This window comes from Pedobacter sp. R20-19, from assembly GCF_000708265.2.
In the GTDB taxonomy this organism is placed as follows: domain Bacteria; phylum Bacteroidota; class Bacteroidia; order Sphingobacteriales; family Sphingobacteriaceae; genus Pedobacter.
Window position 1 is genome coordinate 125,629 of sequence record NZ_JCKI01000002.1, and the last position, 14,699, is coordinate 140,327.

General features: G+C 36.2%; 21 protein-coding genes. 20 read left to right on the top strand and 1 reads right to left on the bottom strand.

Annotation, left to right across the window (positions count from 1 at the left end):
* The first annotated feature begins 1 nt into the window (after position 1).
* The 20 genes from rplN to AN34_RS04440 all read left to right on the top strand — a co-directional run bounded on the left by rplN (position 2) and on the right by AN34_RS04440 (position 13,947).
* Positions 2 to 370 carry a 50S ribosomal protein L14 gene (gene rplN, locus AN34_RS04350; RefSeq protein WP_010599900.1) on the top strand — a complete coding sequence of 123 codons (369 nt, stop codon included), beginning with the start codon at positions 2 to 4 and terminating at the stop codon, positions 368 to 370.
* Position 371: 1 nt separating this feature from the next.
* Positions 372 to 713: a 50S ribosomal protein L24 gene (gene rplX / locus AN34_RS04355; RefSeq protein ID WP_029282701.1), complete on the top strand. Its 342-nt coding sequence runs from the start codon at positions 372 to 374 to the stop codon at positions 711 to 713.
* Positions 710 to 1,276, top strand: coding sequence for a 50S ribosomal protein L5 (rplE, locus tag AN34_RS04360; protein ID WP_088301915.1), 567 nt, complete (start codon positions 710 to 712; stop codon positions 1,274 to 1,276). The genes rplX and rplE overlap by 4 nt, the downstream gene beginning before the upstream one ends.
* Positions 1,276 to 1,545, top strand: a complete 270-nt coding sequence (gene rpsN / locus AN34_RS04365) for a 30S ribosomal protein S14 (protein WP_010599897.1) — start codon at positions 1,276 to 1,278, stop codon at positions 1,543 to 1,545. Before rplE ends, rpsN begins: the two co-directional genes overlap by 1 nt.
* Before the next feature lie 157 nt (positions 1,546 to 1,702).
* Entirely contained in the window at positions 1,703 to 2,101 is a 399-nt protein-coding gene (gene rpsH / locus AN34_RS04370) for a 30S ribosomal protein S8 (protein WP_010599896.1), read from the top strand.
* 18 nt (positions 2,102 to 2,119) lie between these two features.
* Positions 2,120 to 2,677, top strand: coding sequence for a 50S ribosomal protein L6 (rplF, locus tag AN34_RS04375; protein ID WP_029282704.1), 558 nt, complete (start codon positions 2,120 to 2,122; stop codon positions 2,675 to 2,677).
* Positions 2,678 to 2,682: 5 nt separating this feature from the next.
* On the top strand, positions 2,683 to 3,036 hold the full coding sequence (gene rplR, locus AN34_RS04380) for a 50S ribosomal protein L18 (RefSeq protein WP_029282707.1): 354 nt from the start codon (positions 2,683 to 2,685) through the stop codon (positions 3,034 to 3,036).
* Between the two features lie 17 nt (positions 3,037 to 3,053).
* A complete protein-coding gene (rpsE, locus tag AN34_RS04385; RefSeq protein ID WP_010599893.1) occupies positions 3,054 to 3,572 on the top strand; it encodes a 30S ribosomal protein S5 in 519 nt (172 codons plus the stop codon).
* Between the two features lie 4 nt (positions 3,573 to 3,576).
* Positions 3,577 to 3,756: a 50S ribosomal protein L30 gene (rpmD, locus tag AN34_RS04390; RefSeq protein WP_029282709.1), complete on the top strand. Its 180-nt coding sequence runs from the start codon at positions 3,577 to 3,579 to the stop codon at positions 3,754 to 3,756.
* 135 nt (positions 3,757 to 3,891) lie between these two features.
* Positions 3,892 to 4,338 (top strand): 50S ribosomal protein L15, encoded by a 447-nt coding sequence (rplO, locus tag AN34_RS04395; RefSeq protein ID WP_029282711.1) that lies wholly within the window; start codon positions 3,892 to 3,894, stop codon positions 4,336 to 4,338.
* 7 nt (positions 4,339 to 4,345) lie between these two features.
* The gene (gene secY / locus AN34_RS04400; protein WP_029282713.1) at positions 4,346 to 5,686 is read left to right on the top strand and encodes a preprotein translocase subunit SecY; all 1,341 of its coding nucleotides are present in this window, start codon (positions 4,346 to 4,348) and stop codon (positions 5,684 to 5,686) included.
* A 92-nt stretch (positions 5,687 to 5,778) separates the two neighbouring features.
* Positions 5,779 to 6,564 (top strand): type I methionyl aminopeptidase, encoded by a 786-nt coding sequence (gene map, locus AN34_RS04405; RefSeq protein ID WP_029282715.1) that lies wholly within the window; start codon positions 5,779 to 5,781, stop codon positions 6,562 to 6,564.
* A 71-nt stretch (positions 6,565 to 6,635) separates the two neighbouring features.
* Positions 6,636 to 6,854 carry a translation initiation factor IF-1 gene (gene infA / locus AN34_RS04410; RefSeq protein WP_010599888.1) on the top strand — a complete coding sequence of 73 codons (219 nt, stop codon included), beginning with the start codon at positions 6,636 to 6,638 and terminating at the stop codon, positions 6,852 to 6,854.
* Position 6,855: 1 nt separating this feature from the next.
* A complete protein-coding gene (gene rpmJ / locus AN34_RS21385; protein WP_010599887.1) occupies positions 6,856 to 6,972 on the top strand; it encodes a 50S ribosomal protein L36 in 117 nt (38 codons plus the stop codon).
* A gap of 69 nt (positions 6,973 to 7,041) precedes the next feature.
* Entirely contained in the window at positions 7,042 to 7,419 is a 378-nt protein-coding gene (gene rpsM / locus AN34_RS04415) for a 30S ribosomal protein S13 (RefSeq protein WP_010599886.1), read from the top strand.
* Positions 7,420 to 7,571: 152 nt separating this feature from the next.
* Positions 7,572 to 7,961 carry a 30S ribosomal protein S11 gene (gene rpsK, locus AN34_RS04420; RefSeq protein ID WP_029282718.1) on the top strand — a complete coding sequence of 130 codons (390 nt, stop codon included), beginning with the start codon at positions 7,572 to 7,574 and terminating at the stop codon, positions 7,959 to 7,961.
* A 61-nt stretch (positions 7,962 to 8,022) separates the two neighbouring features.
* Positions 8,023 to 8,631 (top strand): 30S ribosomal protein S4, encoded by a 609-nt coding sequence (rpsD, locus tag AN34_RS04425; RefSeq protein WP_029282720.1) that lies wholly within the window; start codon positions 8,023 to 8,025, stop codon positions 8,629 to 8,631.
* A gap of 85 nt (positions 8,632 to 8,716) precedes the next feature.
* Complete coding sequence (locus tag AN34_RS04430) at positions 8,717 to 9,709, top strand: DNA-directed RNA polymerase subunit alpha (protein ID WP_025145205.1); 993 nt, start codon at positions 8,717 to 8,719, stop codon at positions 9,707 to 9,709.
* A 125-nt stretch (positions 9,710 to 9,834) separates the two neighbouring features.
* Positions 9,835 to 10,365 (top strand): 50S ribosomal protein L17, encoded by a 531-nt coding sequence (rplQ, locus tag AN34_RS04435; RefSeq protein WP_029282722.1) that lies wholly within the window; start codon positions 9,835 to 9,837, stop codon positions 10,363 to 10,365.
* A gap of 612 nt (positions 10,366 to 10,977) precedes the next feature.
* The gene (locus tag AN34_RS04440) at positions 10,978 to 13,947 is read left to right on the top strand and encodes a glycoside hydrolase domain-containing protein (protein ID WP_029282725.1); all 2,970 of its coding nucleotides are present in this window, start codon (positions 10,978 to 10,980) and stop codon (positions 13,945 to 13,947) included.
* A gap of 109 nt (positions 13,948 to 14,056) precedes the next feature.
* On the opposite strand, the gene AN34_RS04445 is transcribed toward AN34_RS04440, so the two are convergent.
* Positions 14,057 to 14,695: a gluconate 2-dehydrogenase subunit 3 family protein gene (locus AN34_RS04445; protein WP_029282727.1), complete on the bottom strand. Its 639-nt coding sequence runs from the start codon at positions 14,693 to 14,695 to the stop codon at positions 14,057 to 14,059.
* Positions 14,696 to 14,699: the final 4 nt, after the last annotated feature.

A 14,699-nucleotide genomic window follows, 5' to 3' on the forward strand; every position in this document is an offset into this window, starting at 1 on the left:
GATGGTACAACAGGAATCAAGATTAAACGTTGCTGATAACAGCGGCGCAAAAGAAGTATTGGTAATTCGCGTGCTAGGTGGAACCGGCAAACGTTATGCTTCAATTGGTGATAAAGTAGTTGTTACCGTAAAAAGCGCATTACCGTCAGGTAATATTAAAAAAGGTACAGTTTCAAAAGCGGTTGTTGTAAGAACTAAAAAAGAAATCCGTCGTAAAGATGGTTCTTATATCCGTTTTGACGATAATGCAGCTGTATTATTGAACGCACAGGATGAGCCAAGAGGTACACGTATCTTTGGCCCGGTTGCGAGAGAACTACGTGAAAAACAATTCATGAAAATTGTATCATTAGCACCGGAGGTATTATAAAATGGGAAACAAAGTAAATACACCATCAAAACTTAAAATCCGCACTGGAGATTTAGTTAAAGTAATTGCTGGCGATTCAAAAGGTCAACAAGGAAAAGTACTTTCAGTACAAATAGATAAAAACAGAGCCATTGTAGAAGGCGTTAACTTAGTATCTAAACATACTAAACCAAATGCTGCAAATCCAAACGGTGGTATTATTAAAAAAGAGGCTGCTCTTCATATTTCTAACTTGATGTTGGTTGATCCAAAATCTGGTAAAGCTACCCGCGTTGGTCGTAAACTAAACGCTGATGGTAAAATTGTTAGAGTTGCTAAAATTTCAGGGGAGGAAATTAAATAATGGCTACACCTAGATTAAAAAGCAAATACAAAGAAGAAGTTGTAAATGCATTAAAAGAGAAATTCCAGTACAAAACTGTAATGCAGGTTCCAAAATTGGAAAAAATCTGTATCAATCAGGGTGTAGGTCGTTTTTCTGTAACTGATAAAAAGATCATGGATACGACAATCGTTGAATTGTCAACCATCACTGGTCAACAAGCAGTTCCGGCTAACTCTAAAAAAGATATCTCAAACTTTAAATTACGTAAAGGTATGCCAGTAGGTGTACGTGTAACGTTACGTGATAACAATATGTACGAGTTCTTAGATCGTTTGATCTCTGTTGCTTTGCCACGTATTCGTGATTTCAAAGGTATTAACGATAAAGGATTTGATGGAAAAGGTAACTATACATTAGGTGTTACCGAGCAAATCATCTTCCCAGAAATTAATATAGATAAAATCAATAAAATTTTAGGGATGGATATAACTTTCGTAACTTCGGCGAAATCTGATGTTGAAGCACTTGAGTTATTGAAACAATTCGGATTACCATTTAAAAATCAAAAAACAGCAGAATAATGGCAAAAGAAGGTGTAAAAGCACGCGAAGTTAAGCGCCAAAAATTGGTAGCTAGATACGCTGAAAAACGTGCAGCATTAAAAGCTGCAGGAGATTTCGAAGGTTTAGATAAATTACCTAAAAACTCATCTCCAGTACGTTTACACAACCGTTGTAAATTAACTGGTCGTCCACGTGGTTACATGCGTACCTTTGGAATTTCAAGGGTTACGTTCCGCCAAATGGCACTAGACGGTAAAATACCGGGTGTTAAAAAAGCATCTTGGTAATATAAGCTTAAAGCTGAAAGCTCAAAGTCTAAAGCGAGTGTATGTCGCTTTAGTCTTTGTGCTTTAGTCTTTTTGCTTTTAAAAGAATTTTAACCGGTAGCAGGTCCCATCCCGATGTGAGATCGGGAAAGGAAACCACTATCAAAAACAATAAAAAATGAATACAGATCCAATAGCAGATTATTTAACAAGAGTAAGGAATGCCATTAAGGCCAACCACCGTGTTGTAGAAATTCCTGCATCAAACCTTAAAAAAGAAATTACTAAAGTTCTTTTCGATAAAGGTTACATCGCGAACTATAAGTTTGAAGATACTACAGTTCAGGGCACTATTAAAATTGCTTTGAAATACAATCCAATAACTAAAGTTCCTGCTATTCGTACATTAGTGCGAGTAAGTAAACCAGGTTTGAGAAACTATGCTGGTGTTGAAAATATGCCAAGAGTATTAAACGGTTTAGGTATCGCAATCTTATCTACTTCAAAAGGTGTAATGACCGATAAAGAAGCAGCCAAATTAAACATTGGTGGTGAGGTATTGTGTCACGTTTATTAATATTAGGAGAACAGCACAATGTCAAGAATAGGAAAAGCCCCAATTACAATCCCTTCAGGTGTTACCATTACAGTATCTAATGATAATGTAGTAAGTGTAAAAGGACCTAAAGGTGAATTAACACAAGCAGTAGATTCAGATATCACTGTAAGTCAGGAAGACGGAATTTTAACAGTTCAACGTCCGTCAGAACAAAAGAAACACAAAGCATTACACGGTTTATATCGCTCATTGCTTAACAACATGGTTGTAGGTGTTACAGAAGGTTATAAATTAACTCAAGAATTAGTAGGTGTTGGTTACCGTGCTACAAACACAGGTAATACACTTGATTTAGTTTTAGGTTATTCCCACCACTATGTATTCCAATTACCAGAAGAGATTAAAGTAACTACATCTTCAGAAAAAGGTCAGACACCTAAAATCATTTTAGAAAGTATTGACAAACAATTGATCGGTCAGGTAGCAGCGAAAATCCGTTCGTTACGTGCACCAGAGCCATACAAAGGTAAAGGTATCAAGTTTGTAGGTGAAGTGTTAAGAAGAAAAGCAGGTAAATCAGCGTCTAAAAAATAGTAATCATGGCAGGTAAAAAATTATCAAGAAGAGATCGTATTAAAAAAGGGATCAGAAAAAGACTTACCGGTTCGGAAGAACGTCCAAGGTTATCTGTATATAGAAGCAATAAAGGGATTTATGCGCAGGTAATTAACGATATAACCGGTAAAACAATTGCATCAGCATCATCATTATCGAAAGATTTTACTGGTACTGGAAACAAAAGTGACCAATCAGTGGCTGTAGGTAAACTAGTTGCTGAAAAAGCAATCGCTGCAGGTATTAAACAAGTTGTTTTCGATAGAAACGGCTATTTATACCATGGTCGTGTAAAATCGTTAGCAGAAGGTGCTCGCGAGGCTGGTTTAGTATTTTAATCTGAAGAAAAAGTAAGATGTCAACTATCAATATAAAAAGAGTTAAAACCACCGATATCGAATTAAAGGATCGTTTGGTTAGTATACAACGTGTTGCCAAAGTAACCAAAGGTGGTCGTACTTTCAGCTTCTCAGCAATTGTTGTTGTAGGTGATGAGAACGGTGTTGTTGGTTTCGGTTTGGGTAAAGCGAAAGAGGTAACTGAAGCAATTGCTAAAGGTGTGGATGATGCTAAAAAGAACTTGGTAAAAGTTCCAATTTTAAATGGTACTGTTCCTCACGAACAAATTGGTAAATTTTCAGGAGGTTTTGTTTTAATTAAACCAGCTGCAGTAGGTACCGGAGTAATTGCTGGTGGTGCAATGCGTGCTGTATTAGAGAGTGCTGGCGTACATAACGTATTGGCAAAATCTAAAGGTTCATCTAACCCACATAACGTGGTAAAAGCAACTGTCGATGCATTAACAAAAATGCGTGATGCTTATACAGTAGCTCAAACCCGTGGTATAGATTTAAACAAAGTATTTAACGGATAATATCATGGCTAAGATCAAAATAACACAAGTAAAAAGCGTTATCGACAGAAGCGAGCGCCAAAAGAGAACCGTTCAGGCTTTGGGTTTATCTAAAATGAACCAAAGTGTGGAGGTTGAAGCTACACCGCAAATTATCGGTATGGTTCGCGCAGTGAATCACCTGGTAGCAATCGAAGCGATTTAAGAGAATTACTAAATGAATGAGTTTTGAGTGAATGAATGAGTATATTGCAAACATTCAATCATTCAAAATTCAATCATTATTTATTTATCGTTGTACCTGTTTAGTGAAAGCGAAGGGCAACACAAATTCAAAAAAATGAATTTAAATACATTAAAACCTGCAAAAGGTTCTACAAAAAACAGCAAAAGAATTGGTCGTGGTACAGGTTCTGGCCGTGGTGGTACTTCAACCCGTGGTCACAAGGGTGCAGGTTCTCGTTCAGGTCACAAAACCAAAATTGGTTTTGAAGGTGGTCAAATGCCTTTACAACGTCGTGTGCCTAAAGTTGGTTTCAAGCCAATTAACCGTACAGAATATGTTGGTGTAAACTTAGACGTATTGCAAACTTTAGCTGAAAAATACAGCTTAACAACAATCGATTTCGCTGCTCTCCAAGCGCATGGTTTAGCTTCAAAAAATGACTTAGTTAAAATTTTAGGTCGTGGTGAAGTAACAACAAAATTAGAGATTACAGCACATGCGTTTTCTGCAACCGCACAAAAAGCTATTGAAGCTGCAGGTGGTTCTATTGTAAAATTGTAATTATTAAATGAAGAAGCTATTTACTACTTTAAGTAATATCTGGAAAATTCAAGAATTAAAAGAGCGTATCTTGTTTACGCTCTTAATTCTTTTGGTATACCGTTTTGTATCTCACGTGGTTTTACCAGGTGTAGATCCAACTGCTTTAGATGCTAACGAAAAATCAGGACTTTTAGGCATACTCGATATGTTTGCCGGAGGTTCTTTCTCTCGTGTATCTATTTTAGCATTAGGGGTAATGCCTTATATTTCCGCGTCTATCGTGGTACAACTATTGGGTATTGCTGTTCCTTCTTTCCAAAAAATGCAGAAAGAGGGCGAAAGTGGTAGAAAGAAAATGAACCAGATCACTCGTTACCTAACGGTAGCGATCACAATCGTTCAATCTGTAGGTTACGTTAAAACGCAGGTTCCGGCTGAAGCTATTTTATTACCGAATACATTGTTTTTAGTGTTATCTACGTTTGTATTAACAGCAGGTACATTATTTGTAATGTGGTTAGGCGAAAAGATTACGGATAAAGGAATTGGTAACGGAACATCTTTAATTATCATGACTGGAATTATTGCTCGCTTACCGCAGGCAATCAGTCAGGAGTTCAGTGCACGCGTAGGATCTGCCAGTGAAGGTGGAGGCCCTGTAGCATTGGTTTTAGAAATCGTTGCTTTATTTGCAGTAGTAATGTTTACCATTTTAATTGTTCAGGGTGTACGTAAAGTGCCTGTACAATACGCTAAAAAAATTGTTGGTAACCGTCAGTTTGGTGGCGTTCGTCAGTACATTCCGTTAAAGGTAAATGCTGCTGGGGTTATGCCTATCATCTTTGCTCAGGCATTGATGTTCATTCCTGGTGCCTTAATGCAATTTGTTCCGTCATTACAAGGTTCATGGTTGGTTCAGTTCAGCAATACAACATCGCTAGCTTATAGCTTAACATTCGCTTTTTTAATTATCGCATTTACTTTCTTCTATACTGCAATAACAGTAAATCCAACTCAAATGAGTGACGATATGAAGAAAAATGGTGGTTTTATTCCAGGTGTTAAACCAGGTTTTGCAACATCAACTTTTATTGATGATGTCATTTCTAAAATCACTTTTCCGGGCGCAGTATTTTTAGCAATCATTGCTATTCTTCCTTCGTTGGCGGTTAAATTCGGTATTAAACAAGAGTTTGCACATTTCTTTGGTGGTACTTCATTATTAATTTTAGTAGGGGTAGTTTTAGATACGCTTCAACAAATTGAAAGCTATTTATTAATGCGTCACTATGATGGTTTAATGAAAACAGGTAGAGTTACTGGTAGAACAGGAGTTCCTGCAGCTAGTAGCAACGCAGCTTTGTAAATATTAATTAGTGAATTTTGAATGATAGAATGAATGAATACTCAGACAGCTATTCATTCATTCAAAATTCAATCATTCAAAACTAGAATTAAATGTCTAAAATTTATTACAAGTCTCTTGAGGAGATCGAGTTAATAAGAGAAAGTTCCATGCTTGTTTCTAAAACCTTAGCTGAAGTAGCAAAGGTAATAAAGGCGGGTATGACTACTATTGAACTGGATAAATTGGCTTATGAGTTTATAAGCGATCATGGTGCAATTCCGGCTTTCTTAAATTACAATGGTTTCCCGAACTCTTTATGTATTTCTCCAAATGAACAAGTTGTTCATGGGTTTCCAAGTAAATACGTTATAGAAGAAGGAGACTTAATTTCGGTTGATTGTGGCGTAATCAAAAACAACTATTTCGGTGATTCGGCTTATACTTTCTCTATCGGAGAAATTGATGCTGAAAAGCAGAAACTGGTAGAGGTTACAAAACGTTGTCTGGAATTGGGTATTGAGAAGGCTGTTGTGGGGATGCGTATTGGCGATATCGGCTTTGCCGTTCAGCAATATGCGGAAGCTAATGGTTTCGGTGTAGTAAGGGAATTGGTTGGACATGGCGTTGGCGTAAAACTTCATGAGAAACCTGAAGTTCCGAATTATGGAAAGCGTGGTGCAGGACCAAAACTTGAAGAAGGAATGGTTATTGCAATTGAACCGATGATTAATGCAGGCGTTGCCGGTGTTAAATTTCATAACGATGGGTGGACGGTAACCAGTAAAGACAATAAGCCATCGGCACATTTTGAACATACAGTAGCCATAAAAAGGGGCAAAGCAGAAGTTTTATCAACCTTTTCTATAATAGAAGAAGTTTTACAACAAAAAAAATAAATAATTAAAATTTTTTATTTAATTTTGCAACCCTGTTTAGAAGCAGCTAATTAAGTAACAATCAACAAAATATGGCTAAACAAGCCTCAATTGAACAAGACGGAGTAATCAGAGAAGCATTGTCTAATGCAATGTTCCGGGTAGAACTTGAAAACGGACACGAGATTATTGCCCATATTTCAGGTAAGATGAGGATGCACTACATCAAAATCCTTCCTGGTGACAAAGTAAAATTAGAGATGTCTCCTTATGATTTAACAAAGGGACGCATCACTTATAGATATAAATAAAATGAAAGTTAGATCATCAATTAAAAAACGTAGCGCTGATTGCAAGATTATTCGCCGTAAAGGTAAACTTTACGTTATCAACAAGAAAAATCCTAAATACAAGCAACGTCAAGGGTAATTTTAAAATATTGTAATGATCCGTACAACGGTGGCCCGCCGTTCGGAATTACTTAAAACATAAATAAATATGGCAAGGATTTCAGGTATTGATTTACCAAGAAACAAAAGAGGAGAGATTGGTTTAACTTATATCTACGGAATAGGAAGAACTACTGCACAACGTATCTTAACTACTGCAGGCATCGACTTAAACAAAAAAGTACAAGACTGGTCTGATGATGAGTTATCAGCAATCCGCACAATGATTAACGATGAAATTAAAGTAGAAGGTGCTTTACGTTCAGAGGTTCAGTTAAACATCAAACGTTTAATGGATATTGGTTGTTACCGCGGTTTACGTCACAGAAAAGGTTTACCATCTCGTGGTCAGCGTACTAAAAACAACTCACGTACTCGTAAGGGTAAGAGAAAAACAGTTGCTAACAAGAAAAAAGCTACTAAGTAATAGATAGATAGGAGAGGTGAGATTACAGATGTGAAAACCATGTCTTTAAAATCTGCTCAAATCTGGAACAAAAGAGAAAAAGTAGGATACTGAGTATCGGGGTAGAGAAATTCTCATATCTCAAGTCTCATATCTAAAATCTAAAATAAAAAATGGCTAAGAGTAAAAAAGTAACAAAAAAACGTATCGTTGTAATTGAGTCTGTTGGACAGGCGCATATCAATGCTACCTTCAATAACATCATCGTTACCTTAACAAACAATAGCGGACAAACCATTTCATGGTCTTCTGCTGGTAAAATGGGCTTTAAAGGTTCTAAAAAGAACACACCGTATGCAGCTGGTCAAGCAGCATCAGATTGCGGTAAAGTTGCGTTTGATTTAGGTTTACGTAAAGTTGAAGTGTTTGTAAAAGGTCCGGGTTCAGGTCGTGAATCTGCAATCAGAACTTTGCAAGTAGCAGGTATCGAAGTAATGTCTATTAAAGATATCACTCCACTTCCTCACAACGGATGTCGTCCTCCTAAAAAGAGAAGAGTTTAATTAATTTTAAAGCTAAGAATCTTCGGTTAAAGGCCGAATGATACTTTAAAACAGAAAAAAAATGGCAAGATATACAGGCCCAAAATCAAAAATCGCCCGTAAATTCAGAGAACCAATCTTCGGTCCTGATAAGGTGTTAGACAGAAAAAATTATCCTCCTGGGCAACATGGCTCATCAAAAAGAAGAGGAAAACAATCTGAATATGCTATCCAGTTAATGGAGAAACAAAAAGTAAAATATACTTATGGTGTATTAGAAAAACAGTTCAGTAACTTGTTTAAAAAAGCATCTTCCCGTGCGGGTATTACCGGTGATAACTTACTTCAGTTATTAGAAGCACGTTTAGATAATACAGTTTACCGTTTAGGTATTTCAACAACCCGTTCTGGTGCACGCCAGTTAGTTAGCCATAAACACGTTACTGTGAATGGTGAAGTTGTAAATATCCCTTCATATCAGTTAAAAGCTGGTGATGTGGTTGCTGTTCGTGAAAAATCGAAATCTTTAGAATCAATTAGTAACTCAGTTGCAGGGAGAACAATTAATAAGTTCGCTTGGTTAGAGTGGAACGCCAGTGAATTAACCGGTAAGTTCTTAACCTATCCACAACGTGATGAGATTCCTGAAAACATTAAGGAAAACTTAATCATCGAGTTATACTCAAAGTAATAAATAGGATAGTTAATTACCTCGAAAGGGTAATTAACTTTTTTCTTGTTACTATATATTCAATAACGAATTTAAAAAAATATAAATGGCAATTTTAGCATTTCAGAAACCAGACAAAGTGATCATGCAGAAATCAACCGATTTCGATGGCACATTTGAATTTCGTCCTTTAGAGCCCGGTTTCGGTGTAACAATTGGTAATGCCTTAAGAAGAATATTACTTTCTTCATTAGAAGGTTATGCTATTACTACTATTCGTTTTTCAGGAGTTTCTCATGAGTTTTCTACCATGAAAGGTGTTGTAGAAGATTTAACTGATATCATCTTAAACTTAAAACAAGTTCGTTTTAAGAAAACTGGCGATTCAGGTGATTCTGAAAAAGTTTTCATCATCGTTAATGGTCAAGATCAGTTTAAAGCTGGCGATATCACTAAATTCTCTAACAACTTTACAGTTTTAAACCCTGAGCATGTAATTTGCAACATGGATAAATCTGTTACTTTGGAAGTGGAATTAACCATCAATAAAGGACGTGGTTATGTACCTGCTGAAGAAAATAAAGTTGCTGATGCTGTTGTAGGTGTTATTGCGATCGATTCAATTTATACTCCAATGAAAAATGTAAAATACACGATCGAAAACTTTCGTGTTGAGCAAAAAACGGATTATGAGAAATTGGTTTTAGATATCTCTACTGATGGTTCTATTCATCCAGAAGAAGCATTAAAAGAAGCGGCTAAGATTCTTATCCAACACTTTATGTTATTCTCTGATGAGAACTTAGTATTAGAATCTCAGGCTAAAGAAGAAACTAAAGAAGTTGATGAGGAAATTTTACATATGCGTAAAATCCTTAAAACTGAATTAGTAGATATGGATCTTTCGGTTAGAGCATTAAACTGCTTAAAAGCTGCTGATATTCGTACTTTAGCTGATTTAGTTTCTTACGATGTTGCTGATATGTTAAAATTCAGAAACTTTGGTAAAAAATCTTTAACTGAGATTCAGGAACTTGTAAAATCAAAAGGTTTATCATTCGGTATGAACCTGTCTAAATTTAAATTAGACGAAGAATAAAAATAGTTATAAGTCGGAGTCAAAAGCCTTGAGTCCGAAACTTACCTATAAATAATATTTTTTCATAGTATATAATTCCCTCAGCTTAATTGCAAAGAGACGGTATATACTTTATAACACTCGAAATGAGACACGGTAAAAAACACAATCACTTAGGTAGAACTACCTCACACAGAAAAGCGATGTTGGCTAATATGGCTTCATCACTAATTTTGCACAAAAGAATTACCACAACTTTAGCAAAAGCAAAAGCTTTACGCGTATATGTTGAGCCAATTATCACTAAATCAAAAAATGATACTACTCACTCACGTCGTACAGTATTTGCTTACTTACAAGATAAAGAAGTAGTAACTATTTTATTCCGCGAAATTGCTGAGAAAGTTGCAAACCGTCCAGGTGGTTATACTCGTATCATTAAATTAAATAACCGTTTAGGTGATAATGCTGAAATGGCTTTAATTGAATTGGTAGATTATAATGACGTTTATGGCAAAGATGTAGAAGCTAAAGAAGAGAAGAAAACAACTCGTCGTGGTAGAAGTAAAGCTACTGCTGCTCCAAAAGCAGAAGAAGCGAAAGCTGAAACTGCTGAAGTTGCTCCAGAAACTACTACTGAAGAAGCGCCTGCTACTAAAGAACCAAAAGGGGAATAATATATTCAACTTTAAAAGTTTAGAAAGTCCTGTTCGAAAGATCAGGACTTTTTTGTTTTCTTGTTATTCTGTTTTGTGCTGTCAGATGTTACCATCTGACAGTTGCTTTAATATTATTAACCTCAATTCGGTTAATATTTATCTTTACTGACCGATTTTTAGCCTGTGAAACTATCGCGATCGTCTTGCTGAATTTATTTTATTGGTAATTTTCATTGTTTCATAGGTCTAATAGCTACTTCGTGTTCTGCGTCTTTCCTGCTAGATAGACCCTAAAATAAATTTACTCCGTAGCTTTTCGCTTCGCTACAGGTCAGGGTGACGGCTATGAGCGGAAAATGTCTGCAGAATACTTTTAAAGGAATATTAATAATTGAATTGAGGTTAATAGCATGGAATTAGGAAGGATTAAGTTTTTGTGTCAGATATAACATCGGACACCACTATGAATCTATGGAATGAACTCCATAGGCAACATGCTCTCAACTAATGAACCATTGACCATTGACTATTGAACCAATAAACCAAACCAACCGAACGTTTCTCTCATTTTTTTATTACATAGCATTATTTCAAGGAGGTATTTATAAATTAGCCTAAAACAAACTAATAATGAAATTTAGTCTTTTTTTATTGCTCTGTTTATTCGGGCAGCTATCTCTTAATGCACAAATTATAAAATATACCAATGGCAATAATGCCTGGAATCCTGATTCATTGGGTAACCATCGGGTTATGCTTCAATTTACAGGTGAGGGAAAAATTGCGCATGCAAAAATCAATTGGCGCAGGAGGGATGAACATCCTGAATTAAAAGGGATCATCATTCAGGATGCCAATGGAAAAACTGTTCCGCTTGTAGTTACGGATAAGCTAACCAGAGAAAGTGCCGATGTTTATTTTGAAACTTCAGGTGCTGGTAAATATTATGTATACTACCTTGCTTATAAAAACGAAGGTAGAAGTAATTATCCAAAAGGTGTTTATATAAAACCTAAACAGGCTGATCAAAGTTGGTTAACGAGAGCAAAACAGGTAGGGGTAAATACCTCGGTTCTAGCGCTCCAATCTATCGACGCTTTTAACTCTTTCTATCCAATGGAAGTAATTGCTACCAGTAAGGAAACATCGGCTATAAAAGCTAAATATCCATCTGATGACTTTATTGTTTTTCCTGAAGATAGAATGTATCCTATTAAGATGCAAAATGATCTGCCTTACCGCTGGATACAACAAGGGTCTTCAAATTCCTTTATAGGTACAGCAAGTAAAGGCGAGAACTACGCTTTTCAATTAGGTGTATATGCTTTGAAAGATTTAAAAAATGTTGAGGTTGGCTTCGGCGATTTAAAATCAAGCAACGGAAAAGTAATTTCTTCGAAATACATCAACTGTTTAAATACCAATGGAACAAGTTATGATAACAAACCTTTGGTTGAAACGATAAACGTAGCATCAGGTAAAATACAACCGATGTGGATTACTGTAAATATCCCTAAAAATACAACTGCTGGTATTTATGCCGGAAAATTTAGGGTCAAGGCCAATGGGAAATCCAAAATAATTGATGTTAAAATTACTATTGGTAGTGAAGTTTTAGCTGATGCTGGTGTAGGAAAGCCAAATAAACAGACCCGTTTAACCTGGCTAAATTCTACATTGGCACAATCAAATACGGTTGTTGCTCCTTATACATCGCTAACGGTTGATGGTAATGTAATCTCGCTTTTAGGTAGAAAGTTCGAAATTAATGCAGATGGTTTTCCAAAGCAAATTCAAACGTTCTTCAATTCTGAAATGACGGCCTATACAGAAAAGCCCAATAATATTTTATACGAGCCAATTCACTTTCACTTTTATAATACACCTAAAACTCAGGAAAAATTTACTGCAAGCAATTTTCAAATCACCAGTAGAGAAGCTGGAATAGTAAAATGGGCTGCATCCAATACTTCGGCTAATCTCCAAATGGATGTTGAAGGTAATTTGGAATTTGACGGATACGTTCACTATGTAGTAAAGCTTACTGTCTTAAATGATGTGGAGTTTAGTAATGTCGATTTTCACATCCCATTTGATAAGGGTTCTACTAAATATCTGATGGGCTTGGGTGAGAAAGGCGGGGTAAGACCAGATACGGTAAAATGGAAGTGGGATGTAGCCCATAAAAATCAAGATGCCGTTTGGATTGGGAATGTAAATGCAGGCTTGTACTACAACTTAAGAGATGAGAACTATGTTCGCCCATTAAATACCAATTTCTATTTGCAGAAACCTTTACTATTACCAAAATCATGGGGCAATGATAATAGGGGAGGTATTCAGATCAACGTTAAAGGTAGCTCTATGCTTGCTGATAACTTTACAGGAGCGAGAACAATGAAGAAGGGAGATGTGCTTTATTACAATTTTAACTTGTTAATTACTCCCTTTCACTTAATAGATACCGATTTTCAATGGGATAATCGTTTTTATCATAAGTATGGAGATTTAGATTCTATTAAATCAACAGGTGCAACTGTAGTTAATATTCACCATGCTACGCCAATTAATCCCTGGATCAACTATCCATTTATCGAATGGAAAAAGATGAAGAGTTATATCGATAACGCACATTCAAAAGGATTAAAAGTAAAAATTTATAATACTGTTCGTGAACTTTCGAACCATGCCTATGAATGGCCGGCTTTAAGAAGTTTAGGTACTGAAGTTTATTCTCCAGGTAAGGGTGGTGGTTTTAGCTGGTTACAGGAGCACTTAGATTCTAATTATATTGCTGCCTGGTTTGTGCCTGAGATAAAAGATGCAGCAATTATCAACAGTGGGATGAACCGTTGGCATAATTATTACGTTGAAGGGATGAATTGGCTTGTGAATAATGTGGGTATTGATGGTGTATATCTTGATGATGTAGCTTTTGACCGCATTACAATGAAGCGTATTAAACGTGTATTAACACAAAATAATCACCCTGGAATTATTGATCTTCATTCTGCTAACCAATATAATAAGAATGATGGGTTTAATAATAGTGCTATATTATATCTGGAGCATTTTCCTTATCTCAATCGTTTATGGTTTGGTGAATATTTTGATTATCAAGAAAATAATCCAGAGTTCTTTTTAACAGAAGTAAGTGGAATTCCATTTGGTTTAATGGGAGAGATGCTGCAGGATGATGGGAACCCCTGGAGGGGAATGATTTATGGCATGACGAGCCGACTCGGCTGGTCGGATAAGAGTGATCCAAAACCACTTTGGAAAGCCTGGGATAATTTCGGGATAAAAGGATCTGAGATGATTGGTTACTGGAGCGAAAACTGTCCTGTGAAAACTGATCACCCGAAAGTGTTGGCAACTGTTTACAAGAAGCAAGGTAAGACAATGATCGCTTTGGCAAGTTGGGCAGAGGATGATGTACAGGTTAATTTAACTATTGATTGGAATAAATTAGGCTTAAATGCTGATAAGGCAAAAATCTCAGCTCCAAATATTGATCAGTTTCAGGTGGCTGGAACTTATCCTGATGGAAAATCTGTTCTTGTTAAAAAAGGGAAAGGTTTGATATTGATTTTGGAGTAGTTCGTAAGTAAGTATTCGTCATTGAGAGGAGGAACAACAAAGCAACCTCTTCTTCAAGTAAGATTGCTTCATTGGCTGAAAAGCCACCTCGCAATGACGATTTTTTTTATTATATTTTCACATTCTGCATGCCATATTGCTTTAACACATCATCTGGCACACCGGTCCATTGATTGGGTGTATTCCCCGCATAACCAATATCTTTTACACCAATTTCAGTTGTATAAAAACCAGATGCCGTTAAACTTCTCATCCTATTAAAAAATGTAACTCCGGCCTGTACTTCTGGCTTTGCCTTTTTAGGGTAGGCGATTTCATCAATTATAGATATCTGTTGATCAGCAGATGCATCAATAAAAGACTTACTGAACTTGTTAAAGCAGTAAACATCAAGCCATTTCAATCCGCCACGCATAGGGATTTTATGTTCTGGAATATCTTTAACAATAAATTCTATAAACTCAGGTACTTTAGCATCAGATGCACTGCCTGATACATTATCTTTAGGAATGATGATGTCTGCTAAAACAGTTATTGTAGCCATTTCATGTTTGGTAAAATATGTTTCAGCTTTTAATCTTTTATCACGGTCAATCTCCCATTGTTCTCGTCCAGCCTCTTTACCACTTTCTTCTTTTGGAACCGCGATATCAGCAGTTTTGCTTTCAGGTTGTTTGCAGGCATCTAATATTACAGAAGTACTAATGGCTGTTAAGCCTAATGCTTTTATGGAATCACGTCTATTCATATGG